This is a genomic window from Streptomyces coerulescens (assembly GCF_042657965.1).
Lineage (GTDB): Bacteria > Actinomycetota > Actinomycetes > Streptomycetales > Streptomycetaceae > Streptomyces > Streptomyces coerulescens.
The window spans coordinates 759,234-783,140 of record NZ_JBHSKM010000019.1 but is presented as its reverse complement, the minus strand read 5'-3'; the positions used below and the strand labels follow the sequence as shown (position 1 = coordinate 783,140).

Sequence of the window (23,907 nt, the reverse complement as noted above, 5' to 3'; positions counted from 1 at the left end):
GAGGGAATCACCTACGCCGCCGCCCCACCCCGCCCCGGCCTCGCCCGCCAGCCCGACCGGCCCCGCTCCGAACCCGACCGAGACTCACGTGGGTATGGCGCTCACCTCGGCAGTGGTGGGAAGCCCCCCGAGCGTGAGTGAGTGTGGCCAAGTCGATGTCGCCCAGGAGCTGTTCTGTTGCCACGGAATCAGACCGCTCACGTCCTCCCTTGCCGATCCGGTCCTCATCCTGGCCGGCACTGCCCGTGGCTCCGCAGAGCAATCCGGCCGGTCAGCAGCAGGTCGTGATTGGCGAAAAGCGCGTCAAGTTCGACCCGACGACGGACGTAAGCCGTCCAGGTCTCGTCGGGCAGATTCATGTAAGAGGCGACGACGCGAGCGCGACTGGCCTGGGTGAGAATCCATCGGGCCTGGTCCTGATCGCCGGGGCGCCCACCCAGGTCGCGGGCCAGTCGCCACAACTCCTCCCCGTCGGACCGCTCATCGACGACGGCCACAAGACCGATGTCGCCGAGACCGCGCCGATCGCTGGACTGGGTGGTGTACGCGACGGAGAGGGCTTCGAGGGGAAAGACCGTCACGCGGCTGGTTGAGGTCAGCACGGTGGAGGACACGAATGGGTCCGTTCTGGAGGACGAGAGGGGCGGACATGGCGTGTCCGCCCCTGTCGCGGAAAGGGATGGAACGCCCAGCGGTCAGCAGCAGGGGCCGTCACCACAGCAGGTGGGCGGATTGCAGTCGGCCGCTGTGCCCCACAGCCGTTCGTCGACTTCGAAGCCGGCTGCCCGGATCCTGGCGACGACGCCCGTCATCAGCCCGCGCGTGCGGACCTTCGAGTTCGGCTGGTGATGCAGGAAGTAGCCGAACTGCCGCTGACACCAGTCCGCGTACCACCCTGTGTGCAGGATGAGCGTGTGCCAACCGGGGTCGACGAGCTGGGACGGCGCCATGGTGGAGCCTTTGCCGGTGGAGCCCATGACGAAGACCAGAGCGAGTGCCTGGTCGATGACGCGGTCGGCTACGCAGCGTTCGAGGCCGTACTCATCGGCGCAGAAGGCGGCGAGCGTGTCGAATTCGGCGTCGCTGACTAGGGAACGGCCGGTGCGGGGCTCGGCAGTGACAGTAGGAGGCAACGCGGGTTCGAACGGTGTTGCGTGGAGCACGGATTCACCTCACAGTGGAAGCACCCTTGGGTAGCCCCTCTTGGGTGCCGATTGCCTGTCGAGTTCTCGGGGGGAGGGAACGCGTGAAGCGGCAATCTGGTGTGCCTCAGCGGTCGGCACGGCCAGCGCTTCTGTGGCAGCGCAGGCACTGGCAGGGGGGCCATTGACTGTTAGTCAGGGGCGCGAGGGCATCTGTGGTGAACACGGCCCGCGCAGGTTCCCAGGTTTGCCCAGAATCACGAGAGACGCGCAGCGTCATTAAGGGGCGATCAGCGAGGAACCCAGATTTCCTTGCCCCGCTCACGATGTGTGCGCCTCTGAATGGTGCTTGCGGAGATCCACATTTGCGTCAGACACGGCACTGTAATCGAGCCGGGACTGGGCGTTCTTGCGACGCAGACAGATAGCGAGACATGTTTCGCACCCTGGTTGCGCTTTTGGTTCCGCAGGAAGTTCCGTAAGGCCGTAGTTCCGGGCCTTCTGTGCGCTCGTCATCAATCCTCCCTGGCTTCATTGCTCATCCATGATCGAGCAATCCCGGGGAGGTGCCTAGCGATATTGGCGTTGTCGGGTAAAGATCATGAGCGAAAGGCGCGGGCCCACTCGGAAAGTTGTTGCCTTCCCTCGTCCCCGTACAAGGCACACTGCTCGTGCACGGAAAATTCGTTTAGATAGGCGGATACATCGCGGTGGTCCCGGAACACCATTGCTCCTGTCTGCGTCTCGACTGTGGCTATCCGCTTGTCGTAGATGGTGAAGGTGTTCAATGGGGCTGTAGGCAGGTAGCCGCCCAGGGGTATGACACCGAGTTGAATATTCGGGAGCAAGCTAATTGACACCAACCGGTCGAGTTGCATTGCCATCGCCGGTGCGGGGAGGAACGGCCACCTTACGGCTTGTTCCGTCAGGATGAACGCGAAACGTTTCGATGTGTCGTAAAGAATGGACTGTCTTTCTAGCTTCCGCGCGATCGCCCTGCTGTGGTCTCCGGGAATGTGGGCCAAGCTGGCCCTCACATATTCTGGAGTGGCGAGCAGGCCAGTCACCATGGACAGTAGAAAGTATGAAACTCCCTGGCGGACCGCTCGAACCCTGCTAGCTCATTCTGCTTCTTCTCCAGGCCTGTGCGGCGCTGGGACCAGACGTCTTGCCACTCAGTGTTGGCAGTACGCGCAAGGGCTGCGACCTGCGAGACGAGATCAGGGGGCGCGTCTAGGGCTCTGAGTATCAGCTCAACGTCAACAAGACTCGGCGTCAGCTTCGCACCCTCAATGTTGCTGATCTTTGTTTGCGACATATTGCAACGCTGAGCGAGCCGGGTCTGAGTGATCCCGACTCGCTTGCGAAGTGTTCTCAGTGTCTCGGCCAGGTCTGCTCTGGACTGGCCGAGCTCTTCCGGCTCAAATGTCAAGACCCTTCACGTACTCCTCAAAGGGAACCGACTCGGCGAGCGCGATGCGCTGATATTCGACGAAAGAGGTGACGTCACCCTCGTAGACTTCCCGGCTGATCTGTGTTCCGTCCTCCTGGTAGTGCATGAGAATGACTTCCTTCTTGTCGAACATCCAGAAGTCCTGGACGCCGGCCAGAGGGTTTGGTCGGTCGGTCACGTCCATGATTCGGATATCTTCACCCGCCCATGCGTGAGGGCGGTAGTACATGAACTCGTACTGAAGGTACGTTGTAAGAGGGCGGGACACGATGTGTACGCGCCCCTTACTCTTGCCCTCGCGGCGTACCTCCTTGAGGTCCTCGGTGTACGCGTTCGAGTGTCTGTGCGGGTCGATTCGTGAACCTGCCAGGTAGGCCCGAATGTCTTCTTCTTCCTGAGGAACCTTGTACTCGGGCAGCGTCTCAAGCCTCCACGCCTCGCTGCGAAATTCCCGAAACTTCCGCTGCCAGGCTTCACCATCCAAGAGCACGAACGGCCTCCCTGAGAACCGACTCTGGGATCTCCACGAGGGTTTCACCCAGGGGTGGCTGAAATGCGTGGGAGACGTTTCCTTGCACGATGATGGAGCCACCTGCGGATTGGTAGACGTTGGGGCAGTCGTTCTGACTGCACTCGCCGTTGCCGTTACCGGTGAGACGGGTTAGTTCCTCACGCGCCATACGGAAACCCCCTTGTCGCGCCCCAGTTGGGGCTCTTGCAGTTGACGGTACGGGCCGTGACTCAACGGCGTCCATGCGACAGCGCCGATATTCGCGTTGTCGGGTAAAGATCACGGGTGTCGCCGCGAGCGGCTCACGGCCCAGCCCTTGGAGGCAGCTGGCCATCTGATTGCCAGCACCGTCAGTGACCACGCCGCGAGCCGGCCACGAAGGCGGTCCATGCCCCTGCAGAGATCGCGAGGGGTGGGTACTCCAGCCGTTTCGAGTGTCGTATCGGCACCACAGATGACGTGAAGGCGACTTGTACACACTCGGTTGTGTTGCCGCCGCTGTAGGACGACTTGAACCAGGCGGACTCGGGGACGGGCTGAGATCCGGCGGGCATTTACAACTCCTTGCGGAGGCGGTGGATCATGGCGGAGGAGGCTTCCCCGGAGCGTCACTGGTCACGGGCATTGAGACTCTAAGCGCCGGATACGGGGCAGTCCAAACAGGGGAAAGAACGAGTAGCGCTGCTCGTGGGGATGCCGCCCGCGAATTCAGAGAAGCCGCCGTCTTCGTTGCGGTATACGAGGCCAATTCCGTGGTCGGCGAGCAGGCCACGGAGGTCCTCTCGGGGGAGCTCAGGGGTCAGCATCATCAGGTGGAAGGGCTGGTCGGGAACGAGGCCTCTCAAATGTCGCTGTGCATGAAGCAGTTGAGCCAGAGCCTGCGTGACTGATTCGGTTGCTGGGCTGCCCGTCGGCTGATAGACCGTGTGGTTCGTCTGGTTGTAGATCTCGAATGAGAGCTGATCCGTCGAGTTTTGGAGGGATAACTCCATCTGCCCGATGTCCATCCCAGCTGCGCTTTCGTGCGCTTCGAAGGCCTCTGCTAGTTCGTCACGGATCGCTTCTATTCGGGTGGTGTCAGTTTGTGGTTGACGCTGACGTCTCTGACGTCGGTATGCCCGAGCGACACGCCCTGCCGTCGGCTGAAACCTCATCCGGGAACGACCGGCCAGCGGCAGGGTGTCGGAATCCTCCCGTATGAACGGGCCGGTGGGGCGAAGTCGGAAGACGATGACGTTGCGCTCTTGGCCTAATTCATCTTTGGCTGTTCGTATGTCGTACGGTGTGCGCTCGTCAACCTTGAATGTGCCGATGTACTTGTGCGTTCGCGTGCCAGTTCCTGGAACATTGCCCACCGCGACGAACACGTGTAGAGTGCGTCCCATATTTGCGTGTTCCAGAATGGAAGAATTTCCGCCGTCTAAGGTCTGGTCGCCACGCTTCCCGGCTCCGGTATACGTAAATATCGGGCCCGAGGCGTCGTCCTCGGCGAGCCATCCATCCCGATATCCGTAGCGCTTACCTATTTTGCTGTCGGAGAATATGAGAACGTTGCGCTTCTCTCGGGCAGGGCAGATTCCCGCGAAGCCGCTGCCGCCGAGGACGGGGTGGATCTGCGCACGTGTGAGGATGTCGCCAGGTGCGAACCCGGCCGTGGGTGTCGTCATGATCCGAGGCTAATGGTCTTAGGTCTACAGAGTGCTGAGAGTTGTGCACGTTACGTAGAGAGACCATTGTGGCAGAGCCGCGCCTGAGCGAGGATGGCGCGATGAGTGACGCGACGGGCACAGTCATCGCGGCAGCAATCGCCTTCGCGGCCGCCGTCATCGGTGCCGTCGTCGCCGGGATGTACGCCAAGCGCGGAGCCGAAGCCGGTGGGCGTAAAGCAGTTGAGGCAGCGTTGGCTCAGGTGCACGGACAGGCGGCAGCGGAGCACTGGCAGTGGGTGCGGAGCCAGCGGCATCAGGCCTTCGCTGCTCTCCTCGAGGCCTATGCCGCATTGGATGAAGTGCTCGTGCGCATTACACCTGAGGTGCGAGGTGGCGCCGGACTTGATGAGGCGACGGGGGATGAGTTTCGTGAGCGCACCGTTGAGCTCAAGGCAAAAACAAGCCAGTTGGCTCTATGGGGCCCAAACGAGGCGAACCTGCTGGCCTACGCCGTGACGGGGAAGTCGATGGCGGTTGTGGGTGCCTTGATACAGGCGGCGGGTGAGAGTTCTTCAAACCTGAGCGTGGCCTGGTCCGGTTTTGACCAGGCCAGGAATGAGATGACACAGGTTTACGCCTCTTTCCTCCAGAGAGCCGGAGAAATCATTCGTGATCCGGTGCAGCCGGTCAGCTAGCAGGTTCTTCCACGCGGCCGGCCAGGGTCCGTATGAAGCCCTGCCACGCAGTAGCGCTCAGCCTGAGCTGCGGTCCCGAGGTGACTTTGGAGTCGCGGACCCTGATCGCTTCAGCGTGTTCGGCTACTTCCAAGCACTCGCCACCCATGCCGTTGCTGTAGCTGCTCCGGCGCCACGGGATGCTCGACGGCAGCGTCATCGAGAGTTCTCCTCCAAGAGTCTTGTGATGAGCAAGGCCGAGCGCTGAGGACTCAGCGCCAAGGCCCTGAGGTGATCGAACGCCTTCGTATAGAGGGCCACGTCCTTGGGCTCCTCGAGGTAGACCGAATCGGTAAGCCCCTCTCGGTAGACCACGTCCGGGTCCTCCTGCTCTGGGAAGCCGAGGATCGTGAACGACCCGGTGGTGGGATAGGCGCCAGCGTTGAACGGCAGCACCTGGACCGTCATGTTCTTCAACTTCTGGATTTCCAGCATACGTTCGAGCTGCTGCGTCATAACCTCGCGGCTGCCGACCGTGTGCAGCAAGGCGCTCTCGTGGACAACTGCCCATAGATCAGGCGCGCTCTCGCTGGTGAGGAGCTCTTGTCGCCGCATCCGGACGTCGACCATGCGCTGAATGTCCTCGTGGGTGTGATCCACCCATGCGCGGCTTAGCTCGGCTGCGTACTCCTTGGTCTGTAGGAGGCCGGGGATGAACTCGGCTTGATAGGTGCGCAGGTCGGAGACCGCCTGCTCGAGGCCAACGTACACAGAGAACCAAGCAGGGATGGCGTTGCTGTGTGCGTGCCACCACCCCTTTGTCTTTGACTCCTTGGCCAGCGACTTCAAGAGTTCACGCAGCTCATCCGCAGTCCCGTAGAAGCGGCACAGGGCATCGACGTCCGAGGGCTGGACGCGTCCTTGTCCCGTCTCCATGCGACTGACCTTGGAACTGCTCCAGTCCAGCTCCTTGCCTACCTGGCTGCACGTCAGGCTGCTCTCGTCGCGCAGTCGCTTGAGCTCGATCGCGAGACGGCGACGGCGAGCCGTGGGGGATCCGGACATGGCAACTCCTCGCGGGGTAGCGGATGTTCCATCCCATCGGAAGCGGAGCGAAAGGCCAATCACTCTATCGGGGGAATCCCTTCGTGCACGTTGCATGGCGGGACTTGCACTGCGACTCTCTCACTGAGAGTTATTGGCGTGAACACCGTGCGCAACGAAGCGCGTGAAGGGTGGTCGAAGGTGATCTACGTGAGCGATTGCGTCGAGCGAGAGTCCTGGGTGCACAATTTCGCTGCCCAGCCGAGTGAACTCGGTGAGCTGAGGCGGATGCTGAAGCTCCGACTCATCCTGTGGGGGCTCTCCGATCATGTTGACGCAGCACAAATCTGCGTGTCAGAGCTGGTGACCAACGTGATCCGGCACGTCGGTGAAGGAACCCCCAGCACGCTGCGCACGGCGCTCAACGGGCCGTATCTCCGTCTGGAGGTGGAGGATCCCGACGCCCAGGCTTTGCCCACGCTGCTCACAGTTAGCAGTGCTCTGGAGTCGGGCCGAGGGATGGCGCTCGTCGACACCCTGACTGATCACCGCTGGGGCGTGTCCGTCCGAGGCCATACGAAGGCGGTGTGGTGTGAGCTTGCTACGGACGCCGCCATTGCCTGCTGCACGACGAATGCCCCTCATGTCACGCGCGCCGGGGCCATCCTTGATCTGTACGGATCCTGGCAACTGCCCCGCGAGAAAGTCCCGTCCGGCCGTAACAGTTTGCTCGGCGCGGCAGCAGCGGAAGATGCTGCCGTCGGGGTCATGGCCGACGTACTGCACTGGTTGCACGCACACGGACACGACCCCGATGACGTACTCGACCGGGCACAGACTCACTTCGAGGCTGAGCTCGGCGAGATTGCCTGACCGCCGAGTCGCTCAGCCCGCGGTGATACCCGAGTACGACCACACATCCGCAGGTAGCTCATCATGCAGCCGCCACGTGATGGCCATGGGCTTGCTGCCTTCGTGGCCGGCATACGTTGCCGGGCCGAGCAGCATCCAGGGTTGGGCCTTGCCGATGTCGGTGTCCTTGTAGCGCCGCATGAACAACAGGACATGGCTGCCGCGTTGCTTGTGCTGCTGATAGCGCAGGCCGGTGGGAGAGGTGGCTGCGGTCGTGCTCTGAGACTCCCAATGGAAGAGGGAGGGGCTCAGTGCGTAGTCCTTGTACCGGACCGTGGGGGAGAAGTCTTTCTCGTTCTTCTCAAGGGTGATCAGCAGCGCGTCGGTCTGGTTCTGCTCATCCCACAGAACGCCCTGAGCAAAGGAGCCGGGCATCTGTCCGCCGAGCCGGGCGACACCGAGCGCGGCCAGGATCTCCGAGCGGTTGTATGCGCTGTGGATCTTCAGCGGAATATGCGCGTGCGCTCCCTGCAGGGGGAGCGGGAAGTGGTCGGCTTGTCCCATCACGTTGTGGAGGACTTGACGTAGCTCGCTACGGAAGGCTCGCTGTTCCCGCAACGATTCCAGCCCCTCCGTGTAGGAACTGAATCCGCCCGCCTTGTCCCATAGGTTGAAGAACAGCATGCGCGCGTACGTCTGGTCCTTCGTGCTGAGCGAGTCGTACGTCGGCGCGTCATCGTTCAGCAAGCGCGTGTATGCATCAGCGCGTTCACGGTCGTCGACGTGCAGGAATGCATGCACACGCTTCAACAGGTCTTGCTCGTCGGCTTGTTCAGCTAGGTCAGCCAGGCCGGCGCGACGAAGGACCGTCGTCCACGAGTTGCTCGACTTGTAAAGCTCCCGGATTTCCCGTCGGCTCTCCTTGAGGTAGTCAGCGAGCAACGGCGTATCGAAGGCCCTGACCTCTTTGGCGAGGGTCTGGACTGTCGCCTTGATCTGGGTGCGGATGTTATCCAGGACAAGCTCTTTGGACTTGCCCTCAAGGATGATCTGGCAGCCGGATGGCAGCAGTGGGAAGTCATGCTCGGCGTGCTCAAGGAGCCGGCTGCGCGACAGGTTGGTCATCGCGCGGAACTGCTCCTCGAATCGGAATTCGGCTCGATGCTGGCCGATGAAGTCGAGCACCGTGAGCACGGGCTTGACGGGCGTGCGGCGTAGGCCTCGACCGAGTTGCTGAAGGAAGACGGTGGCGCTGTTCGTGGGGCGCAGGAGAAGCAGCGTATCGACGTCGGGGATGTCCAAGCCCTCGTTGAAGAGGTCTACGGAGAAGATGACTTGGATCTCTCCAGCCTTGAGCTGGGACAGCACATGGTCACGGACCTCGGGCCGCGACGAGCTGTCCAAGGCCTCAGCCTTGAGGCCAACGTCCCGGAAGCACTTCGCCATGAAGTGAGCATGCTTCCTGCTGACGCAGAAGCCGAGAGCCCGCATGCTCATCGGATCAGACACCTTGTCCCGCACCTGCTTGATGACGATACGCGCCCGGGCAAGGTCGGCCGAGAACAAGTCGCCGAGCTGGCTCTGGTCATACGTACCCGAGCGCCAGTTAAGGCGTGTGAGATCAGTGCCGTCCGGCACACCGAAGTAGTGGAACGGGCACAGGAGGTCGTTGTCGAGGGCCTCCCACAGCCGCATCTCGGCGGCGATTCGGCCTTCGAAGAACTCGTCCTGCACATTCAGGCCGTCTGCTCGCTCGGGAGTTGCGGTCAAGCCGAGGAGTTGCTTCGGCTTGAAGTGGTTGATAACGCGGCGATACGTCGTAGCCGTGGCGTGATGGAACTCGTCGATGACGATGATGTCGAAGTGTTCCGGGTCGAACTGGTCGAGTCGCTGGTCGGTGAGCGATTGAACGCTGGCGAAGACATGCTTCCAGTCACGCGGTAGCTCGCCGCTGAAGAGTGGTTCGCCGAAGGATGCGTCGTCGAGTACCTCGCGGTACATGCGGAGCGACTGCCTCAGGATCTCCTTGCGATGCGCCACAAAGAGCAGCCGTGGATACTGCTTGCCACCCCATTCCTCATGCAGGTTACGGTAATCAAGGGCGGCCATGACTGTCTTGCCCGTACCTGTGGCGGCGACAAGCAAATTGTGCTGGTGGCCGCGTACCTCACGCTCGACTCGCAGTCGCTCCAGCATGTCGGCCTGGTGCGGGTGTGGTCGAACCTCTAGGCCAGAGAGACTGATCTTGGTGTCCTGGCTGGCCTGAGTACCGCCCGCCACAATCAGGGCCTCGTCCAACTTGTGGGCGTCGCGATCGGGGTTGTACGACTCAAAGGCGATGTCATTCCAGTACGCGTCGAAGGTGGCCTCGAATTTGTTGAGCACGACTGGAGTGGCCACAGATGAAAGGCGCACGTTCCACTCCAGGCCATCGAGCAGCGCGGCTTTCGAAAGATTGGAGCTGCCTACGTAAGCCGTGTCGAAACCGCTCCGGCGTCGGAACAGCCAGGCCTTCGCATGGAGCCGTGTCGAGCGGGTCTCGTAGTTGACCTTCACCTCGGCGCCGAAGTCGCGGACGAGTCGGTCGAGCGCGTGGCGGTCGGTCGCGCCGATGTAAGTGGTCGTGATGACTCGAATCTTGACACCGCGGTCCCTGGCGGCGCGGAGAGAGTCTTCGAGTACGCGCAGGCCGTACCACTTCACAAAGGCGCAGAGCAGATCGATGCGATCTGCTGTGGCCAGCTCAGCTCGCAGCTCACTGCCGAGGCTCGGGTCCTCGGGAGAGTTGGTGATGAGGGCGGTCTCAGAGAGAGGTGTCAGTGGACGCATCGCGTAGACGCCGGGGGCTTCCTTTTCCGCAAGAGCAAGGAGCTGGCGAGGGCCATCGGCGATGAGGTCGGACGGGTCACTGCTTTCGATGTCGGCCGAGTCGCATGAAAGTGACTCGATGATCTGGTTGGCCACGGCGACACGCTTGTCGTGGGGCAGCTGACTGAGACGCCGGCTTACGGCCTGACTGATGTGACGGGCCAGTACATGAGGTGACGATTCTTCGCTGACCTCATCATCGATGGCTCTCCAACCTGCTGCGGTGAGCTGCTCCATTTGTCCTTGCATGCGTTGGGTGACGAGTTCCTCATAGACACCCGCAACAGGTTCCGACAGATCCCCCGGCTGAGCCACGCTGTTCCCCTATCCCTCACGCACAGCAATGGGTCAGTTTTAGCAGGTGACGCCGAGAGTCCTCATGGAGAGCGTCGGTTTCCAGGAAGGTGCCCGAGCCAGCACGAGGGAGAAGCGAGCAGGCTGCCTGGAGATGTGGGTGGCCCAGATTGGTCGACGTACAGGCGACTGCGTGCACTTGCAGGGCCGGAGCGCCTTCGCGTCTCGGGGCACGCTGCGCTAGGCAAGCGGCGTACGGCCCGTGCGTCGGCGGCGCGCTTGCGCGGCAATCTGATGGGCCACGTCCTCTGCCAACTCGTGCTCCCAGAAGCGGAGGACCGTCCATCCGGCAGCGGTGAGATGCTCTGTCGTTTCAAGATCGCGAGCCATGTTCTTGCCGAGCTTTGTTCGCCACCACTCAGCGTTTGCCTTCGGGTGTGTGGCGTGCTTCGGGCAGCCGTGCCAGAAACAGCCGTCCAGGAAGATCGCGATCTTGGCCTTGGGAAAGGCGATGTCGATTGTGCGTCGAGGCATGTCGGGCACTGGGACGTCTACTCGGTAGCGCCATCCTGCGGCGTGCAGGATCTTCCGGACCGCGACCTCGGGGGCCGTGTCGCGGGAGCTTTGGCGGTTCATGCGGGCGGAGACGTTGGGAGACGAAGCCGCGCCGCAGGCAGGGGGTGGCTGCTGGCCGGACTTCTTGCGCACCGTTGGGCCGCCCGCTTCTATGGCCAGTGTCGTGCCTCCGCGAGCCGCGTCAAGGGCGCTCCACTCCGCTCCACTCCGCTGCGCTGCGTTCCGCGTCGGCTGCGCCGATGGCCCTTCGGGCCACCCTTGACCCGGCCCGCTCCAGCACGGGGGAGAAGCGAGCGGGCGGCCCGGAAGGGTGGGTGGCCCAGGTGGGGTGAGGAGAGGTCGGCCGGGTTGTCGGCCGGGGTTGGGCGCGCGCCGGCCTTTCTGGGCACGCCGGGTGGGCTCAGCGGCCGGCCGCCGGTGGGTGGGGGCGTCGCGGGCGTCAGGTCGGGGGTGGGGGCCGCGGGCGTTCACGCCGGTGGGTGGGGCGCCGTGGGCAGTGGGTCGGTCGGGCGCTGTGGGTGTCAGGCCGGTGGCTGGGTGCCGTGGCACTCGCCGTAAGCCTGGCCCGTTCCGCACCAGCAAACCGCACCCCGCTGTGGCGGCCAGGCAACCGCCCGCCCCCGTGCCGCCAGTGTCGTCGCGTACTGCGGGAGCAGCGTCGGGTCGTCCGGGGACGAGAGTTCCGAGGCTGCGAAGGCCTCGTATGACGGGACCGTGCCCGTCACGATGCCCAGATTCGGGGTGCCGGAGGCCGACAGTTCCCTCAGGGAGCCCTCTATCGTCGTCAGGTGTTCCTCGTGGGACGGGTACTCCGCGGTCAGGGTCGGGTACACGGCCACCAATTCCGCCAGTTCCCCCGCCGTCCAGTGCAGGACCGCCACCGGGAACGGCCGGGAGAGGGCCTCGCGGTAGGCGCCCAGTTCCGCGCGCAGGCGGGAGATCTCCGCCTCCAGTTCCGCCGGGTTGTCCGAGCCCAGGGACCACACACGCTTGGGGTCGTGGAGTTCGTCCAGGGAGATCGGCATCGAGTGGAGGGTGTCGGCGAAGGTGTCCCACTCGTCGTGGGGGGCGCCCAGCATGCGGCGGACGCGGTGGCGGCCGAAGAGGAGGGGGTGGGTGGCGTACGGGGGCTCCGGGACGTCCGTGAGGAGGAGGCGTACTCCCTCCGTGAACGTCTCCTGCGCCTGCTCCAGCTCGTCGTGGGACTCCAGTGCCTCCGCGACGATCACCCACGGGGCCGGGTCCCGGGGTGAGGCCGACCTGACGCCGTCGATGATCGCGCGGGCCTCCGCCTCGTGGCCGTACTCCCACAGGTTCGAGGCCTTCAGGGCCCGTACCAGGTGGGGCTGCTCCAGGGGACCGGGCGACGACAGCAGGCTGTCGTAGAGCGCGGTCGCGGCGGGGCGGTCGCCGGACAGTTCCAGGTGGGCCGCGGCCCGCAGGAGCAGGGCTTCGGCGTCCTCGGGGTAGAGGCCGGCGGTTCGCTCCAGGCGTGCCGCTTCGGCGGTGTGGTCGACGTTTTCGGCAGGCGTGTCGGGGCGCATGGGGGACACCGTACTGCCCGGCGGTGGCGGTGCGGAGAACGGAGGGGGGAAGAGGGGGCAGATATTGCCTGGTCCGGGCGGGCCGTGAGATCGCTTGTCGGGGCGCTCTTCGTGCCGGTCGCGCTGGACGGCGTACGCATGCGGGATCTCTTCGTGCCGGTGGTGGTGACTGCTCCCTGTTTTCCTCGTGCGCTCTTGTGGGGACGGCGGAAGCGTCAGGATCATCGTGCTGAGGGTGGCCTCCATGGCCAATTTGTTGAGTAGTCGAGCAGCAGACGAGCAGCAGTTGAGTAGTCGACGAGCAGTCGACAGTCAGCGAACATCTGTGGCGGCGCGCCTTTTCGTCATGGTGAGCGATGAACAGGGGGCGAGTTCTGCTTATGCCCGGATGGTTCTCGCATTTGACGCTCTGGTTGCAGGCCGTGTTTCTGGTCGGGGGATTTGTTGTTTTCGGGCTGAGTGGATTGTTCGCGCGTTCCCGGGTGCGGCAGTGGTTCGGTGAGGATCCTGAGCACAATGAGCGCGTCAAATTTCTGGTCGAAGTGGTGGGCGCTTTTTACGCCTTGCTGGTCGGGCTCGTTGCCGTGGGGGCGTACGAGCACCATGTGGAGGTGAAGAAGCTGGTCAATGAGGAGGCCTCGCAGCTCACCACCGTCTACCGTGCCGGTCAGGCGTTTCCCAACAGTCGTAGGTGTCGGCTTCAGTCGCAGGTGCGGAACTATGCCGAGAATGTGATCCATGAGGTCTGGCCGCGGCAGCAGCGCGGTGAAATCGTCGAGGATCAGGGGCGGCTGGATGCCGTCTTTGAATCCCTGATGTTCTACGAGCCTCGGAACGAGCAGGAGTCGAACGCCCAGTCCGTCACGCTCCAGGCCTTCAACGAGTACAACAACCTGCGGCGCGAACGGCAGGGGGAGGTCAGTATCGGGCTGTTGCCTGTGCTGTATCTCGTTCTCTTCGGTGGTGCGGTCGTGACCATCGCGGCTACGTGGGCGCTCGTCGGCGTCAGGTTCATAGATCACGTGGCGCTGACCGGCCTTCTGTCGCTCTTCATCGGCCTGTTCATCACTCTGATCATCGCGCTGGACCACCCGCTCCAGGACAGCAATGCAATCGGGCTGTCGCACTGGAAGGTCGCTTTGAATCAGGGAATGGGAGTTCCGGATCGAGGAGAAGGGTACGTCACGACCTACTTCGGAGTGTCGAGTGCTGAGCGGGTGCCGGGATGTCTTTTGAACGTCCACGACTACGTCTCGTTCGCCGGCTCGGATCGGCTTCCGCAGTGAACGGTCTGCGCATTTTCGCCGCGGGAGTTCTGCTCGTCTCCTCCGTGCTGGGCGCTGCCGCCTGTGACGGCGGCGGTGACAGCGATGGTGACGGTGACGGGAAGGGGCGCAGCGCGACGACCATCACGGTTGCCGCCGTCGACTTCACTCGGGACTTGGAAAGGCTCGTCGGCGACTTCCGGCGTACTCACCCTCACATTCGAGTGAAGTTCGAATTTCTCCCCGAGAGTGTGCTGCGGAATCGCCTGTCCAAGGACATCGCCGACGAGGACGGCCGCTATGACGTCGTCTCCATCGGCCCGTGGGAGGCACCGATCTGGGCCTCGCGCGGGTGGCTCACACGGCTCGATGAGCTGGCAGGTCGGGGCGACTACGACGTACAGGATTTCATTCCCGTTGTGAGGTCGGCGCTGTCGTACCGGAATGGGTTGTACGCGGTGCCGTATTACGGGGAGTCGTCCTTTCTGATGTATCGCAAGGACCTCGTCGCCAGGGCCGGGCTGCGCGTGCCACGGCGTCCGACCTGGTGGCAGGTCGCCGAACTGGCCGGAAAGCTCGACGATCCGCGGCACGGCGTCGCGGGAATCTGTCTGCGGGGAGGGCCCTTCTGGCTGGACCTGATGCCTCTCAACACCGTGATCCTCACCTTCGGCGGCCGGTGGTTCGACGAGGAGTGGAACCCTCGGCTCACCTCACCCGAGACCAAGCGGGCGGTGCGGTTCTATGTGGACCTGGTGCGTCGCTTCGGCGAGCCCCGGGCCTTCGAGGCCGGGCCCGCCCGCTGCCAGGCGGCGATGCAGGAGGGCAGGGTGGCCCTGATGTACGACTCCACGTCCTTCGCCGGCCGTATCGAGGATCCCCAGCGCAGTGAGGTCGCGGGCAAGGTCGGCTATGCGCCGGCGCCGGTGGTGCGTACGGACGGTTCGGGATGGTTCTGGACGTGGGCTCTGGCGATTCCGGTCACGTCCGGACAGCCCGAGGCCGCTTGGGAATTCGTCTCCTGGGCCACCTCACGGCGGTATGTGAAGCTCTACGGCGAGAGGCTCGGTTGGGTCGGTGCGCCACCCGGCAGTCGGTTGTCCACCTACCGGCTTCCTGAGTACAGGAGGGCGGCCAGGGCGTTCCTCCAGCCGACGCTCGACGCCATCAACGCCGTGAACCTCACCCGGCCCGGCCTGCACCGGCAGCCGTGGCGGGGAACGCCGTACGTCGGTATCCCGGAGTACGCGGGCCTCGGGGGGCGGGTGGCCGAGCAGATCTCCGCGGCGATCGCCGGACGGCAGTCGGTCGACGAGGCGCTGGCCAAGGCCCAGATCTTCGCGAACGACGTGGTCGACGGCGGGGGCTACAGGGAGGGGAGCGGGGTCCGGCCGGTCTCACGCCGGCCGGCCCCCTGACGCCTCTCGCCGGCCGGTTCCCCGACGCCTGTCGCCTCAGATCGCCGCTCCGTCGCCTCTCGCCTCAGATCGCCGCTCTGGCACCTCTCGCCTCAGATCACCACCCCGTCGATCTGCAACGTCTGCACCGCCTTCGCTGCGAACGGCACCGCCACCGACTTCCCGCTCAGGTACGTGTTCGCGTACGACCGGTATTGGTCGCCGCCCGTCGTCACCGTGTTCCAGCGCGGGACCAGGCCGCCCGTGCCGCCGGAGACCGTGGTGAAGCGGGCGAGGTCGAAGGTGAGGGTCTGGGGGGAGGTCGAGGTGTTCACGGCGACTATCACCAGACGGCGGGCCGTCGCGTCGTACGCCGCCGCCGCGTAGCTCACTCCCGTGTCGAGGATCCGCATCCCCGGGCGGATGTGGCGGCTGAACTGTGCCAGTACGTAGTACTTGGTCTGGATCGTGGTGGGCTGGAGCGTGTTCGCGTCGTACGCGATCAGTGCCCAGCCCGTCGTCGGGTCCATCACCTGCCAGTAGCACCACGCCGTCGGGTGCAGCCAGCGGAAGTCGTAGCAGAGGTTGGACGCCAGGGTGAGGCCGGTGCCGTCGCCGTCGCCCGTCTCCGAGTTCCACAGCTTCTTGCCGGATGTCGTCACCACGTCCGTGTAGAGGAGGTCGCGGCGGCCTCCCGAACCCTGATAGCCGTGCACGTTCACCTGGCTGACCAGGGCCTTCGTCGCGGAGTTGTAGGACGACCACGTCGAGCGGGCCGTGTCGTAGTTCGTCTCGTCCGAGGCCGAGATGCGGATCCCTGACAGGCCCCGCTTGTCCAGTTCGCTGCGCATGTACGGGAGTACGGCCGCCTGGACCGCCGGGTCCATGTGGCAGCCTTCCTGGGTGCCGGTGGCGGTCCACCAGCTGGAGGCCGGCTCATTGAAGGGGTCGACCGTCGCGAAGTTCACGCCCCAGTTCTGCCTCGCGTACAGGGCCGTCGCGGCCAGATGGGAGGCGTGCTGGCGGTAGTTCCAGGTCTGGAGGTTGTTGCCGCCGCCGGCGGCGCCGGACGGGTTGTGATTGGAACACATCCACCACATGGGGGAGTTGGCGAAGAGTTCCGTGGTCGCGCCCCGCGCCGTCGCCTTCTGCAGCATCGCGCGCTGGTTGGCGTCCGCGGTCCAGTCCCAGGCCGAGGACGTGGGGTCCTCGTTGTTCCAGTCCTGCCAGAAGCCCTCGATCTGTTTGAAGCCGGGGATGTTCGGCGATTCGGCCATCGACTCGCCGTTCACGGTGTTCCAGCTGCATGCGCCCAGGTTGTAGCGGGCGATGTTGAGGCCAAGGCCGGGCAGGGTCGTGCCGTTGTAGGTCACCGAGTTGGTGGTGAAGAAGAGGTCCGCGAAGTCGGTGCGGGCTCCGAAGACGTTCGCCCACCAGGCGAGTGAGGTGCCCCAGCCCTCCCAAGTGCCGTACGACGTACCGGGGTTGACGGCGATCGTCGCGTCCGCGTGTGCGGTGCCCGTCGCCAGGGTGCTGCCGAGGAATGCGCCGCCGGTCGCCGCCAGCAGAGTTCTGCGTCGGATCATGACTTCTCCGCTTCGCTCAACGGCCGGTCGTCGTCGAACCGGCGTCGTGGCCTGTCCCGTTCGTGCCGTCACGAAGCATCGGGTGTGGCGCGTGGGGTTGTCGAGAGTTCCGACAGCCCTTTCTCAAACCTGTGGAGGAAGTGTTCGAAGGGCCGGACGGCCACTCGGCGCACGCCGGGCGCGCATGGGTCTGGAGACCTCGCCTCGCGGCCCCTATCGTGCGGGCGGCTCCGGTGAAGGAGGCTCGGGATGGGGCGGGTTCGCGTCGTGCGGCACAGCGGGCTGCGGCGGCGTGCCGCGCGATGGCGGGTGCTGTGGGGCGGCGGTGAGGCGCTCGTCACCGTGGGCGTGGTGCTTCTGCTGCTGGTCGTCCATCAGATGTGGTGGACCAACCGGGAGGCCAGGGCGGGGGCCCAACGGGAGGTCCGGGCGCTGGAGCGGTCCTGGGACGGGGGAGGGGGCGGGGAGTCCCGTACGGGCGCCCCGGCGGCGTCGGACACGCCGGCCCCGGAGTCCGACGGGGCCCGTGAGGCCCCGCGTCCCGCCGCCGAACCCGCGCCCGACTGGTCCCGGGCCTATGCCATCCTCACCATCCCGCGCCTGAACCTCCGCGTCCCGGTCGCCGAGGGCATCAGCAAGAGCGGCGTCCTCAACAAGGGCTACGTCGGCCACTACCCGGGCACCCAACAGCCGGGCCAGGCGGGCAACTTCGCGCTCGCCGGGCACCGCAACACCCACGGCGAGCCGTTCCGGTACATCAACCGGCTGGAGCCGAAGGACACGGTCCGCGTCGAGACCCGCAGCGCGACGTACACGTACGCCGTCGACCGGACCCTGCGGCAGACGGCCGCCCATGACGGCGGTGTGATCCGGCCCGTCCCGCGCTCCGCGGTCAGGCCGGACCAGGGGTACGAGGAGCCCGGCTACTACCTCACCCTCACCACCTGCACCCCCGAGTACACGTCGAAGTACCGGCTGGTGGTGTGGGGCAAGCTCGTGGCGATGCGGCCGCGTTGAGGTGCTAGGCGCACCGTGTGGGCCGGTCAGGCGGTCCGCTCCCGCAGGGCCACCACGCCCACCGCCGCCAGCAGTGCCAGTCCGGCCGAGACGAGCATCGCGATGTCCGCGCCCCGGGCCAGTCCGCCGCCCGCGGATGTGGCGAGGGCGATCGTCAGGGCCACGCCCGCGCAGGAGCCGATGTAGCGGAAGGTCTGCTGGGCGCCCGAGCCCATCGCGGCGCGCTGGGGCGGCACGGACTCCACCGAGAGCAGTGGCAGCGCGGCGTTGAGCAGGCCGCTGCCCACGCCCGCGATCAGCAGACCGGGCAGCAGCCGGGGCCAGGAGCCCGCGCCGACCGCCCCCAGCATCGCCAGGGTGCCGCCCGCGTGGAGGACGAAGCCGAGGGCGAGCTGGATGCGGGGCGGCACCCGGCCCGACAGCCGGCGGGCCTGGAGGGCCACCGCGAAGGACAGGCCGGACCACAGCAGGAACAGCCACGCCGTGTCCATCGCGGACAGGCCGAGCGTCTGCTGGAGCAGGGCCGGCAGGAAGCTGAACAGGCCGATCACCGCGAGCCCGGTGAACAGGCCGCCGGCGGAGGACGCGAGGAAGCGGGGGCGGCGCAGCAGGGACAGGTCGATCATCGGGGTCTCCGTGCGGCGCTCCACGACGACGAAGAGGCCCAGCAGGGCGACGGCGGCCAGGAGCAGCAGGCCCACGGGTGCCCGCAGCCAGCCGTCGCGGCCCAGGGTCAGCGCCGCGACCAGGGAGACCAGGGCCAGCCCGAAGGCGACGGCGCCGGCGAGATCGGGGCGGCCGCCGCGCGGGGCGCGTGACTCCGACAGGGCGCGCATGGACAGGGCCGCCACGATCAGCGTGGCGGCGGCCAGGACGCCGTAGGCCAGGCGCCAGTTCGGTATCGCGCCGGTGACCACTGGGCCCAGCGCGATGCCGCCGCTGACGAAGGCGCCCCAGACGCCGGTCGCGTGCAGTCGGCCGCGCGCGTCGGGGAAGGCGTGGACGATCAGGCCGAGGCTGCTGGCCAGGAGGGCCGCGCTCGCCGCGCCCTGGGTGATGCGGGCCAGCGTGAAGAGCCAGGTGTTGGTGGTGAGCGCGCCGAGGGCGGTGGTGATGCCGAGGGCGAAGGTGCCGGCGAGGAAGATCCGGCGGCGGCCGTAGTCGTCGGCGAGGCTGCCGGCCACCAGGAGGAGGGCGGCGAGGCCGAGCGGGGTGCCGTTGAGGAGCCAGGCCTGGGCGGAGAGCGGGGTGTGCAGGGCGGCGGCGGTCTGGGGGAGCGTGACCATCGGCGCCGTGTAGGTCATCAGGGCGACGGCCGTGGCGGCGCTGGTCAGGGCGAGGGTGGCGCGCCGGTTCGGGGCCGGGGCGGACGCGGGTGCTGGTGCGGCCGGTGCGGTGGTGGCCTCGGTGAGAGTTCGTTCATTGAACCTTGGCATGCGGCCCACCGTAGCAGGTATGAGTTCGTTCATTGAACCAAGAAGGTGAAAAGGGTTTACAGTGGGCGGCATGGCATTGGGCAAGGACTACGCGACCCAGCAGTGCTCGATCGCCCGGGCGCTGGAGATCGTCGGCGAGCGCTGGACGCTGCTCGTCATCCGGGACGCCCTCTACGGCGTGCGCCGCTACAACGACTTCCTCGTCCACCTCGGCATCCCGCGCGCCGTCCTGGCCGCCCGCCTCCAGTCGCTGACCGCCGAGGGGATCCTCGAAAAGCGCCGGTACCAGCAGTCGCCGCCGCGCGACGAGTACGTCGTCACCGAGCGCGGCATCGCCCTGTGGCCCACCCTGCGCTCGCTCGGCCTGTGGGGGCGCGAGCACCTCGGCGAGGCCCGGCTGCGCTACTTCCTGCACGCGCAGTGCGGTACGGAACTCGGGCCGTACGGCGAGTGCCCCGCCTGTGCAACCGTCGTACCCGTCGGGGACGTCCTCATGACGCCGGGACCCGCACTCGATCAGGACCCGGCGGATCCGGTCAGCCGGGCGCTGCTGACGCCGAGGCGGCTGCTGCAGCCCATCGAAGCCGAGCCTGCGTGACGGATCCTGTATAACGAACCTGTACGACGAAACAGGCGAACATCAGGACGAGCGGCGTCGAAGCGAGCCGCACGAGGGGACGCGAGGGGGAGGGGCCGCCGATGATCCGCACTCCGGCCGGTCTGCGTCCCGCCGCCGTGCTCGTGCTGCTCTTCCTGGAGATCGCGCTGCTCGACACCGGCAGCCTCTCCGCGACCGTCGCGCTCGCCGCGACCGCGGCCGCCGGCTCCGCGCTCGCCGTCTGCTCCCTGCTCGCCTCACGAGCCGCGCCCGCCGTGGCGCCGACCCGGGTGCGTACGGCCATCCGCGACCGTGCCCGCCGTACCGCCTTCCTCCCGCAACGCGACCCCGACGCCTCGGGCCGGCCACGGCCCAGGGCACCCGGGCACGCCCTCCCGGCGACCGTCGCGTAGGGCACGCACCGAGACAGCTCACCCCTGCCGTGTGACCCCGCGCGGGTCGTCATGCCGCCATGCCGTTTCCCGGCATCTCTCCATCCGGCACGACGAGACCCCCGGAGGGTTCACCCATGTCTGTTTTCGCCGACCTTGTTCAGCGGCTGGCCGATCTGCTCGACCCGCTGTTCGGCGCCGGTGCGGCCGCCGCCGCGATCATCCTGTTCACCGCGCTGGTACGGCTGCTCGTGCATCCGCTGTCCCGGGCCGCCGCGCGCGGACAGAAGGCGCGGGCCGAGCTGCAGCCGAAGATCGCCGAGCTGCGCAAGAAGCACGCCAAGTCTCCCGAGCGGCTCCAGCGGGCCGTCATGGAACTGCATGCCGAGGAGAAGGTGTCGCCGCTGGCGGGATGCCTGCCCGGACTGTTCCAGCTGCCCGCCTTCTTCGTCCTCTACCACCTGTTCTCCAGCACGACGATCGGCGGCGAGGCCAACGAACTGCTCTCGCACCAGCTGTTCGCCGCGCCCCTGGGTGACCGGTGGGCCGACGCGCTCGGCGACGGCGGGGCGTTCGGGGGTGCGGGGCTGGTGTACATCGCGCTGTTCGTGGTCGTCGCCGGCGTCGCCGCGTTCAACTTCCGCCGGACGAAGCGGATGATGGCCGTCAATCCGGCGATGCCGGTGGCCGACGGTGAAGCGGTGCCCGGGATGGGGGCCGTCACGAAGGTCATGCCGTTCATGTCCTTCTTCACCCTGGTCACCGTGGCGGTCGTCCCGCTGGCCGCCGCCCTGTACGTGGTCACCAGCACGACCTGGAGCGCGGTCGAGCGGGCCGCGCTCTATCGGTAGCCCCGGGCCTGCGGTCCAGTACGTGAACCGGGTATTGCGGAGTGGCCGTGGACCTTGGAGGATCGACCAGTCCTCCGATGGCTGCACACATCGGCGGGCGCCCCGCGATCGAGGGAGATTGTGATCATGAAGCTGCTGCGAGTCGGTACGGCGGGAGCGGAGCGGCCCGCGCTGCTCGACGCCGAGGGGACCCTGCGGGACCTGTCGGGCGTCGTGCCGGACATCGACGGGCCGCTGCTCGCCGACGACGCCGCGCTCGGCCGGATCCGGGCCGCCGCGGACGCCGGTGAGCTCCCTGCCCTGGACGCGGCCGGCCTGCGCGTCGGGCCGCCGCTCGCCCGGATCGGCAAGGTCGTGTGCATCGGGCTGAACTACCACGACCACGCCCGCGAGACCGGCGCCGAGCCGCCCGCCGAGCCGGTGATCTTCTTCAAGGCGGCGGACACGGTCGTGGGCCCGGACGACACCGTGCTCGTCCCGCGACGATCGACCAAGACCGACTGGGAGGTCGAGCTCGCGGTCGTCATCGGCCGTACGGCTCGCTATGTGGAGTCCGCCGAGGAGGCGCTCGCGCATGTCGCCGGGTACGCGGTCGCGCACGACGTGTCCGAGCGGGAGTTCCAGATCGAGCGGGGCGGGACCTGGGACAAGGGGAAGAACTGCGAGACGTTCAATCCGCTGGGGCCGTGGCTGGTGACGGCGGACGAGGTCGCCGATCCGCAGGATCTGTCGCTGAAGCTGTGGGTCAACGGTGAGCTGAAGCAGGACGGGACGACGGCCGAGCAGATCTTCCCGGTGGCTGAAGTCGTGCGGTACGTCAGCCAGTTCATGACGCTCTATCCCGGTGATGTCATCAACACGGGGACGCCGGCGGGGGTTGCCATGGGGCGGCCCGAGCCGAAGCCGTATCTGCGGGCCGGGGATGTGGTGGAGCTGGAGATCGAGGGGCTCGGTCGTCAACGCCAGGAGTTCAAGGACGCGTAGGCGCTCCGCTGGGGGAGCCGGGGAACTGCGGATCGTTGGTCGGCTGCGGGCCGTCCGTGGTTGATCGCGCAGTTCCCCGCGCCCCTCAAAGCAAAAAAGCAAGAGAAGGGGCGTTGCCCTTACCGCTTCTCCAGGAACTGCTCCACCGCCGCCACCACCATCCGGTGGTCCTCCAGCTGTGGCAGGCCGCTCACCGTCACCGAGCCGATGACGCCCACGCCCTCGACGTTGATGGGGAACGAACCGCCGTGGGCCGCGTAGGTGTCGGGGTCCAGGCGGGAGGAGTCCTCGAACGTCGTGCCCTTCGCGCGGAAGCGGGCGCCGACGATGTAGGAGGAGGTGCCGTAGCGCTCCACCACCCGGCGCTTGCGGGCGATCCACGCGTCGTTGTCCGGGGTGGAGCCGGGCAGCGCCGCGTGGAAGAGCTGCTGGCCGGACCGGTGGATGTCGATCGCGACCGGGGCCTGGCGCTCACGCGCCATCTCCACCAGCAGCGAACCCAGCGCCCAGGCGTCGTCGTGGGTGAACCCGCGGAAGACCAGGCGCCGTTCCTGCGCCTCCAGCTCCGCCAGCGGCGGGGTGAGCTCCGGCTGGAACTTCGGGGTGATCTCCGCACCGTGTGCCTTGCCGTGCGTCACAGCGTCACCGCCACTCCGTCGAGCGCCGAACGGCGCGCCGCTTCCAGTACGTCGAGGGTGGCGGCCGCCTCCAGGGCGGTCACCGGGTTGGGGCCGCCGTCCAGCAGGGCCTTCGCCACGGCCGCATAGTAGGCCGGGTAGTCGCCCGGGAGGGTGGGGACGGCGCGGCCGCCGCCCGTCACGGGGGACTCGCCGGCACCCACGCGGCCCCAGTCCGACTCGGGCTCCACGCCCCAGTCCCCGCCGCCGCCCGGCCGCAGCCCTTCGCGCAGCGCCGCCTCCTGCGGGTCGAGGCCGTACTTGACGTAGCCCGCCTCGGAGCCCAGCACCCGCAAGCGCGGGCCGAGTTGGGCGGTCGTGGCGGAGACGTACAGGTGGGAGCGGACGCCGCTCGCGTGCGTGAGCGCGAGGAACGTGTCGTCGTCGGTCTCCGCGCCGGTACGGCGGACGACCGCCTCGGCGTACACCTGCGTGACGGGCCCGAACAGCACCAGCGCCTGGTCGACGACATGGCTGCCGAGGTCGTACAGCAGACCTCCGATCTCTGCCGGGTCGCCGGACTCCCGCCAGCCGCCCTTCAGCTGCGGACGCCAGCGCTCGAAGCGGGACTCGAAGCGCCATACCTCGCCCAGTTCGCCCTCGGCCAGGAGGTGGCGCAGCGTCAGGAAGTCGTTGTCCCAGCGGCGGTTCTGGAAGACGGAGAGCTGCAGACCGCGCTCCTCGGCCAGTGCCGCCAGTTCGCGGGCCTCGGCCGCCGTACCGGCGATCGGCTTGTCGACGACGACCGGCAGGCCCGCCTTCAGGGCGGCGGTGGCGAGCGGGACGTGCGTCTTGTTGGGGGACGCGATGACGAGCAGGTCGAGGTCGCCGGCGCGGGCCAGCAACTCGTCGGGCGTGGCGGCGACGCGCACGTCCTGGTGTTCGGTGCGGGCCTGCTGCTGCCGCTCGGGGTTCGAGGTGACCACCGTGTCCAGGGCGAGGCCCTCGGTGGCGGCGATGAGCGGGGCGTGGAAGACGGAGCCTGCCAGGCCGTAGCCGACGAGGCCCACGCGCAGGGGAGGAGCGGTCGTGCCGGGAGTGCCAGTCATGCGGGTCATGCGGACCACTTTCGCAACGCTGTTGCCAAAGTGCAAGCG

Annotated in this window: 24 protein-coding genes and 1 pseudogene; 9 read left to right on the top strand and 16 right to left on the bottom strand. The window is 66.5% G+C overall.

From position 1 onward, the window contains the following. Window positions 1-224: 224 nt before the first annotated feature. The 7 genes and pseudogenes from ACFPQ9_RS26690 to ACFPQ9_RS26660 form a co-directional block, all read right to left on the bottom strand. Window positions 225-614, bottom strand: a complete 390-nt coding sequence (locus ACFPQ9_RS26690; protein WP_380858225.1) for a hypothetical protein — start codon at window positions 612-614, stop codon at window positions 225-227. A gap of 81 nt (window positions 615-695) precedes the next feature. After that, window positions 696-1,163, bottom strand: coding sequence for a glycine-rich domain-containing protein (locus ACFPQ9_RS26685; RefSeq protein ID WP_380858223.1), 468 nt, complete (start codon window positions 1,161-1,163; stop codon window positions 696-698). Window positions 1,164-1,741: 578 nt separating this feature from the next. Next, window positions 1,742-2,574 (bottom strand): annotated as a pseudogene (locus ACFPQ9_RS26680) (helix-turn-helix domain-containing protein). Further along, the gene (locus ACFPQ9_RS26675; RefSeq protein WP_380858220.1) at window positions 2,564-3,085 is read right to left on the bottom strand and encodes a DUF6879 family protein; all 522 of its coding nucleotides are present in this window, start codon (window positions 3,083-3,085) and stop codon (window positions 2,564-2,566) included. Before ACFPQ9_RS26675 ends, ACFPQ9_RS26680 begins: the two are co-directional and overlap by 11 nt. Next, window positions 3,069-3,275: a hypothetical protein gene (locus tag ACFPQ9_RS26670; RefSeq protein WP_380858217.1), complete on the bottom strand. Its 207-nt coding sequence runs from the start codon at window positions 3,273-3,275 to the stop codon at window positions 3,069-3,071. The genes ACFPQ9_RS26675 and ACFPQ9_RS26670 overlap by 17 nt, the downstream gene beginning before the upstream one ends. A 181-nt stretch (window positions 3,276-3,456) precedes the next feature. After that, window positions 3,457-3,660, bottom strand: a complete 204-nt coding sequence (locus ACFPQ9_RS26665) for a DUF397 domain-containing protein (protein ID WP_380858214.1) — start codon at window positions 3,658-3,660, stop codon at window positions 3,457-3,459. Window positions 3,661-3,738: 78 nt separating this feature from the next. Further along, a complete protein-coding gene (locus ACFPQ9_RS26660) occupies window positions 3,739-4,773 on the bottom strand; it encodes an SRA domain-containing endonuclease (protein WP_380858211.1) in 1,035 nt (344 codons plus the stop codon). Window positions 4,774-4,874: 101 nt separating this feature from the next. Here ACFPQ9_RS26660 and ACFPQ9_RS26655 point away from each other — a divergent pair, with 101 nt between their 5' ends. Continuing rightward, window positions 4,875-5,450 carry a hypothetical protein gene (locus ACFPQ9_RS26655; RefSeq protein ID WP_380858208.1) on the top strand — a complete coding sequence of 192 codons (576 nt, stop codon included), beginning with the start codon at window positions 4,875-4,877 and terminating at the stop codon, window positions 5,448-5,450. Here the strand turns inward: ACFPQ9_RS26655 and ACFPQ9_RS26650 are convergent. Then, window positions 5,443-5,649 carry a DUF397 domain-containing protein gene (locus ACFPQ9_RS26650; RefSeq protein WP_380858205.1) on the bottom strand — a complete coding sequence of 69 codons (207 nt, stop codon included), beginning with the start codon at window positions 5,647-5,649 and terminating at the stop codon, window positions 5,443-5,445. The genes ACFPQ9_RS26655 and ACFPQ9_RS26650 overlap by 8 nt on opposite strands. Beyond that, window positions 5,646-6,494 (bottom strand): helix-turn-helix domain-containing protein, encoded by an 849-nt coding sequence (locus ACFPQ9_RS26645; protein ID WP_380858202.1) that lies wholly within the window; start codon window positions 6,492-6,494, stop codon window positions 5,646-5,648. The genes ACFPQ9_RS26650 and ACFPQ9_RS26645 overlap by 4 nt, the downstream gene beginning before the upstream one ends. Before the next feature lie 138 nt (window positions 6,495-6,632). On the opposite strand from ACFPQ9_RS26645, the gene ACFPQ9_RS26640 reads away from it, so the two are divergent. Beyond that, window positions 6,633-7,346 carry an ATP-binding protein gene (locus tag ACFPQ9_RS26640; protein WP_380858199.1) on the top strand — a complete coding sequence of 238 codons (714 nt, stop codon included), beginning with the start codon at window positions 6,633-6,635 and terminating at the stop codon, window positions 7,344-7,346. A 12-nt stretch (window positions 7,347-7,358) separates the two neighbouring features. Here ACFPQ9_RS26640 and ACFPQ9_RS26635 read toward each other — a convergent pair whose 3' ends face one another. The 3 genes from ACFPQ9_RS26635 to ACFPQ9_RS26625 form a co-directional block, all read right to left on the bottom strand. Continuing rightward, complete coding sequence (locus ACFPQ9_RS26635; protein ID WP_380858698.1) at window positions 7,359-10,442, bottom strand: DEAD/DEAH box helicase; 3,084 nt, start codon at window positions 10,440-10,442, stop codon at window positions 7,359-7,361. Between the two features lie 285 nt (window positions 10,443-10,727). After that, complete coding sequence (locus ACFPQ9_RS26630) at window positions 10,728-11,123, bottom strand: very short patch repair endonuclease (RefSeq protein WP_380858695.1); 396 nt, start codon at window positions 11,121-11,123, stop codon at window positions 10,728-10,730. Between the two features lie 461 nt (window positions 11,124-11,584). Next, the gene (locus ACFPQ9_RS26625; protein ID WP_380858196.1) at window positions 11,585-12,607 is read right to left on the bottom strand and encodes an SEC-C domain-containing protein; all 1,023 of its coding nucleotides are present in this window, start codon (window positions 12,605-12,607) and stop codon (window positions 11,585-11,587) included. 380 nt (window positions 12,608-12,987) lie between these two features. Here ACFPQ9_RS26625 and ACFPQ9_RS26620 point away from each other — a divergent pair, with 380 nt between their 5' ends. Both ACFPQ9_RS26620 and ACFPQ9_RS26615 read left to right on the top strand, forming a co-directional pair. Next, entirely contained in the window at window positions 12,988-13,893 is a 906-nt protein-coding gene (locus ACFPQ9_RS26620) for a bestrophin-like domain (protein WP_380858193.1), read from the top strand. Further along, window positions 13,833-15,290, top strand: coding sequence for an ABC transporter substrate-binding protein (locus ACFPQ9_RS26615; protein WP_380858190.1), 1,458 nt, complete (start codon window positions 13,833-13,835; stop codon window positions 15,288-15,290). Before ACFPQ9_RS26620 ends, ACFPQ9_RS26615 begins: the two co-directional genes overlap by 61 nt. 92 nt (window positions 15,291-15,382) lie before the next feature. Here ACFPQ9_RS26615 and ACFPQ9_RS26610 read toward each other — a convergent pair whose 3' ends face one another. Further along, window positions 15,383-16,855, bottom strand: coding sequence for a glycoside hydrolase (locus ACFPQ9_RS26610; protein WP_380858187.1), 1,473 nt, complete (start codon window positions 16,853-16,855; stop codon window positions 15,383-15,385). 249 nt (window positions 16,856-17,104) lie between these two features. Between ACFPQ9_RS26610 and ACFPQ9_RS26605 the strand changes: the two genes are divergently transcribed. Then, entirely contained in the window at window positions 17,105-17,872 is a 768-nt protein-coding gene (locus ACFPQ9_RS26605) for a class E sortase (RefSeq protein WP_380858184.1), read from the top strand. A 26-nt stretch (window positions 17,873-17,898) separates the two neighbouring features. On the opposite strand, the gene ACFPQ9_RS26600 is transcribed toward ACFPQ9_RS26605, so the two are convergent. Further along, a complete protein-coding gene (locus ACFPQ9_RS26600; protein ID WP_380858181.1) occupies window positions 17,899-19,308 on the bottom strand; it encodes an MFS transporter in 1,410 nt (469 codons plus the stop codon). A 70-nt stretch (window positions 19,309-19,378) separates the two neighbouring features. Between ACFPQ9_RS26600 and ACFPQ9_RS26595 the strand changes: the two genes are divergently transcribed. The 4 genes from ACFPQ9_RS26595 (at window position 19,379) to ACFPQ9_RS26580 (ending at window position 22,133) form a co-directional block, all read left to right on the top strand. Beyond that, entirely contained in the window at window positions 19,379-19,906 is a 528-nt protein-coding gene (locus ACFPQ9_RS26595) for a winged helix-turn-helix transcriptional regulator (protein ID WP_380858178.1), read from the top strand. 101 nt (window positions 19,907-20,007) lie between these two features. Continuing rightward, window positions 20,008-20,319 (top strand): DUF6412 domain-containing protein, encoded by a 312-nt coding sequence (locus tag ACFPQ9_RS26590; RefSeq protein ID WP_380858175.1) that lies wholly within the window; start codon window positions 20,008-20,010, stop codon window positions 20,317-20,319. Window positions 20,320-20,435: 116 nt separating this feature from the next. Continuing rightward, window positions 20,436-21,149: a YidC/Oxa1 family membrane protein insertase gene (locus ACFPQ9_RS26585; RefSeq protein ID WP_380858172.1), complete on the top strand. Its 714-nt coding sequence runs from the start codon at window positions 20,436-20,438 to the stop codon at window positions 21,147-21,149. A 126-nt stretch (window positions 21,150-21,275) separates the two neighbouring features. Beyond that, on the top strand, window positions 21,276-22,133 hold the full coding sequence (locus ACFPQ9_RS26580; RefSeq protein WP_380858169.1) for a fumarylacetoacetate hydrolase family protein: 858 nt from the start codon (window positions 21,276-21,278) through the stop codon (window positions 22,131-22,133). A gap of 119 nt (window positions 22,134-22,252) precedes the next feature. On the opposite strand, the gene ACFPQ9_RS26575 is transcribed toward ACFPQ9_RS26580, so the two are convergent. Both ACFPQ9_RS26575 and ACFPQ9_RS26570 read right to left on the bottom strand, forming a co-directional pair. Continuing rightward, a complete protein-coding gene (locus tag ACFPQ9_RS26575; protein WP_380858166.1) occupies window positions 22,253-22,771 on the bottom strand; it encodes a heme-degrading domain-containing protein in 519 nt (172 codons plus the stop codon). Further along, on the bottom strand, window positions 22,768-23,859 hold the full coding sequence (locus tag ACFPQ9_RS26570) for a Gfo/Idh/MocA family protein (RefSeq protein ID WP_380858692.1): 1,092 nt from the start codon (window positions 23,857-23,859) through the stop codon (window positions 22,768-22,770). Before ACFPQ9_RS26570 ends, ACFPQ9_RS26575 begins: the two co-directional genes overlap by 4 nt. Window positions 23,860-23,907 lie beyond the last annotated feature (48 nt).

What these genes read in the sequence shown, in the direction of transcription:
- ACFPQ9_RS26670 (WP_380858217.1), bottom strand. Translation starts at nt 3,275, where the DNA reads ATGGCGCGTGAGGAACTAACCCGTCTCACCGGTAACGGCAACGGCGAG.
- ACFPQ9_RS26665 (WP_380858214.1), bottom strand. Translation starts at nt 3,660, where the DNA reads ATGCCCGCCGGATCTCAGCCCGTCCCCGAGTCCGCCTGGTTCAAGTCG.
- ACFPQ9_RS26660 (WP_380858211.1), bottom strand. Translation starts at nt 4,773, where the DNA reads ATGACGACACCCACGGCCGGGTTCGCACCTGGCGACATCCTCACACGT.
- ACFPQ9_RS26655 (WP_380858208.1), top strand. Translation starts at nt 4,875, where the DNA reads ATGAGTGACGCGACGGGCACAGTCATCGCGGCAGCAATCGCCTTCGCG.
- ACFPQ9_RS26650 (WP_380858205.1), bottom strand. Translation starts at nt 5,649, where the DNA reads ATGACGCTGCCGTCGAGCATCCCGTGGCGCCGGAGCAGCTACAGCAAC.
- ACFPQ9_RS26645 (WP_380858202.1), bottom strand. Translation starts at nt 6,494, where the DNA reads ATGTCCGGATCCCCCACGGCTCGCCGTCGCCGTCTCGCGATCGAGCTC.
- ACFPQ9_RS26635 (WP_380858698.1), bottom strand. Translation starts at nt 10,442, where the DNA reads ATGCAAGGACAAATGGAGCAGCTCACCGCAGCAGGTTGGAGAGCCATC.
- ACFPQ9_RS26630 (WP_380858695.1), bottom strand. Translation starts at nt 11,123, where the DNA reads ATGAACCGCCAAAGCTCCCGCGACACGGCCCCCGAGGTCGCGGTCCGG.
- ACFPQ9_RS26625 (WP_380858196.1), bottom strand. Translation starts at nt 12,607, where the DNA reads ATGCGCCCCGACACGCCTGCCGAAAACGTCGACCACACCGCCGAAGCG.
- ACFPQ9_RS26620 (WP_380858193.1), top strand. Translation starts at nt 12,988, where the DNA reads ATGCCCGGATGGTTCTCGCATTTGACGCTCTGGTTGCAGGCCGTGTTT.
- ACFPQ9_RS26615 (WP_380858190.1), top strand. Translation starts at nt 13,833, where the DNA reads ATGTCTTTTGAACGTCCACGACTACGTCTCGTTCGCCGGCTCGGATCG.
- ACFPQ9_RS26610 (WP_380858187.1), bottom strand. Translation starts at nt 16,855, where the DNA reads ATGATCCGACGCAGAACTCTGCTGGCGGCGACCGGCGGCGCATTCCTC.
- ACFPQ9_RS26605 (WP_380858184.1), top strand. Translation starts at nt 17,105, where the DNA reads ATGGGGCGGGTTCGCGTCGTGCGGCACAGCGGGCTGCGGCGGCGTGCC.
- ACFPQ9_RS26600 (WP_380858181.1), bottom strand. Translation starts at nt 19,308, where the DNA reads ATGCCAAGGTTCAATGAACGAACTCTCACCGAGGCCACCACCGCACCG.
- ACFPQ9_RS26595 (WP_380858178.1), top strand. Translation starts at nt 19,379, where the DNA reads ATGGCATTGGGCAAGGACTACGCGACCCAGCAGTGCTCGATCGCCCGG.
- ACFPQ9_RS26590 (WP_380858175.1), top strand. Translation starts at nt 20,008, where the DNA reads ATGATCCGCACTCCGGCCGGTCTGCGTCCCGCCGCCGTGCTCGTGCTG.
- ACFPQ9_RS26585 (WP_380858172.1), top strand. Translation starts at nt 20,436, where the DNA reads ATGTCTGTTTTCGCCGACCTTGTTCAGCGGCTGGCCGATCTGCTCGAC.
- ACFPQ9_RS26580 (WP_380858169.1), top strand. Translation starts at nt 21,276, where the DNA reads ATGAAGCTGCTGCGAGTCGGTACGGCGGGAGCGGAGCGGCCCGCGCTG.
- ACFPQ9_RS26570 (WP_380858692.1), bottom strand. Translation starts at nt 23,859, where the DNA reads ATGACTGGCACTCCCGGCACGACCGCTCCTCCCCTGCGCGTGGGCCTC.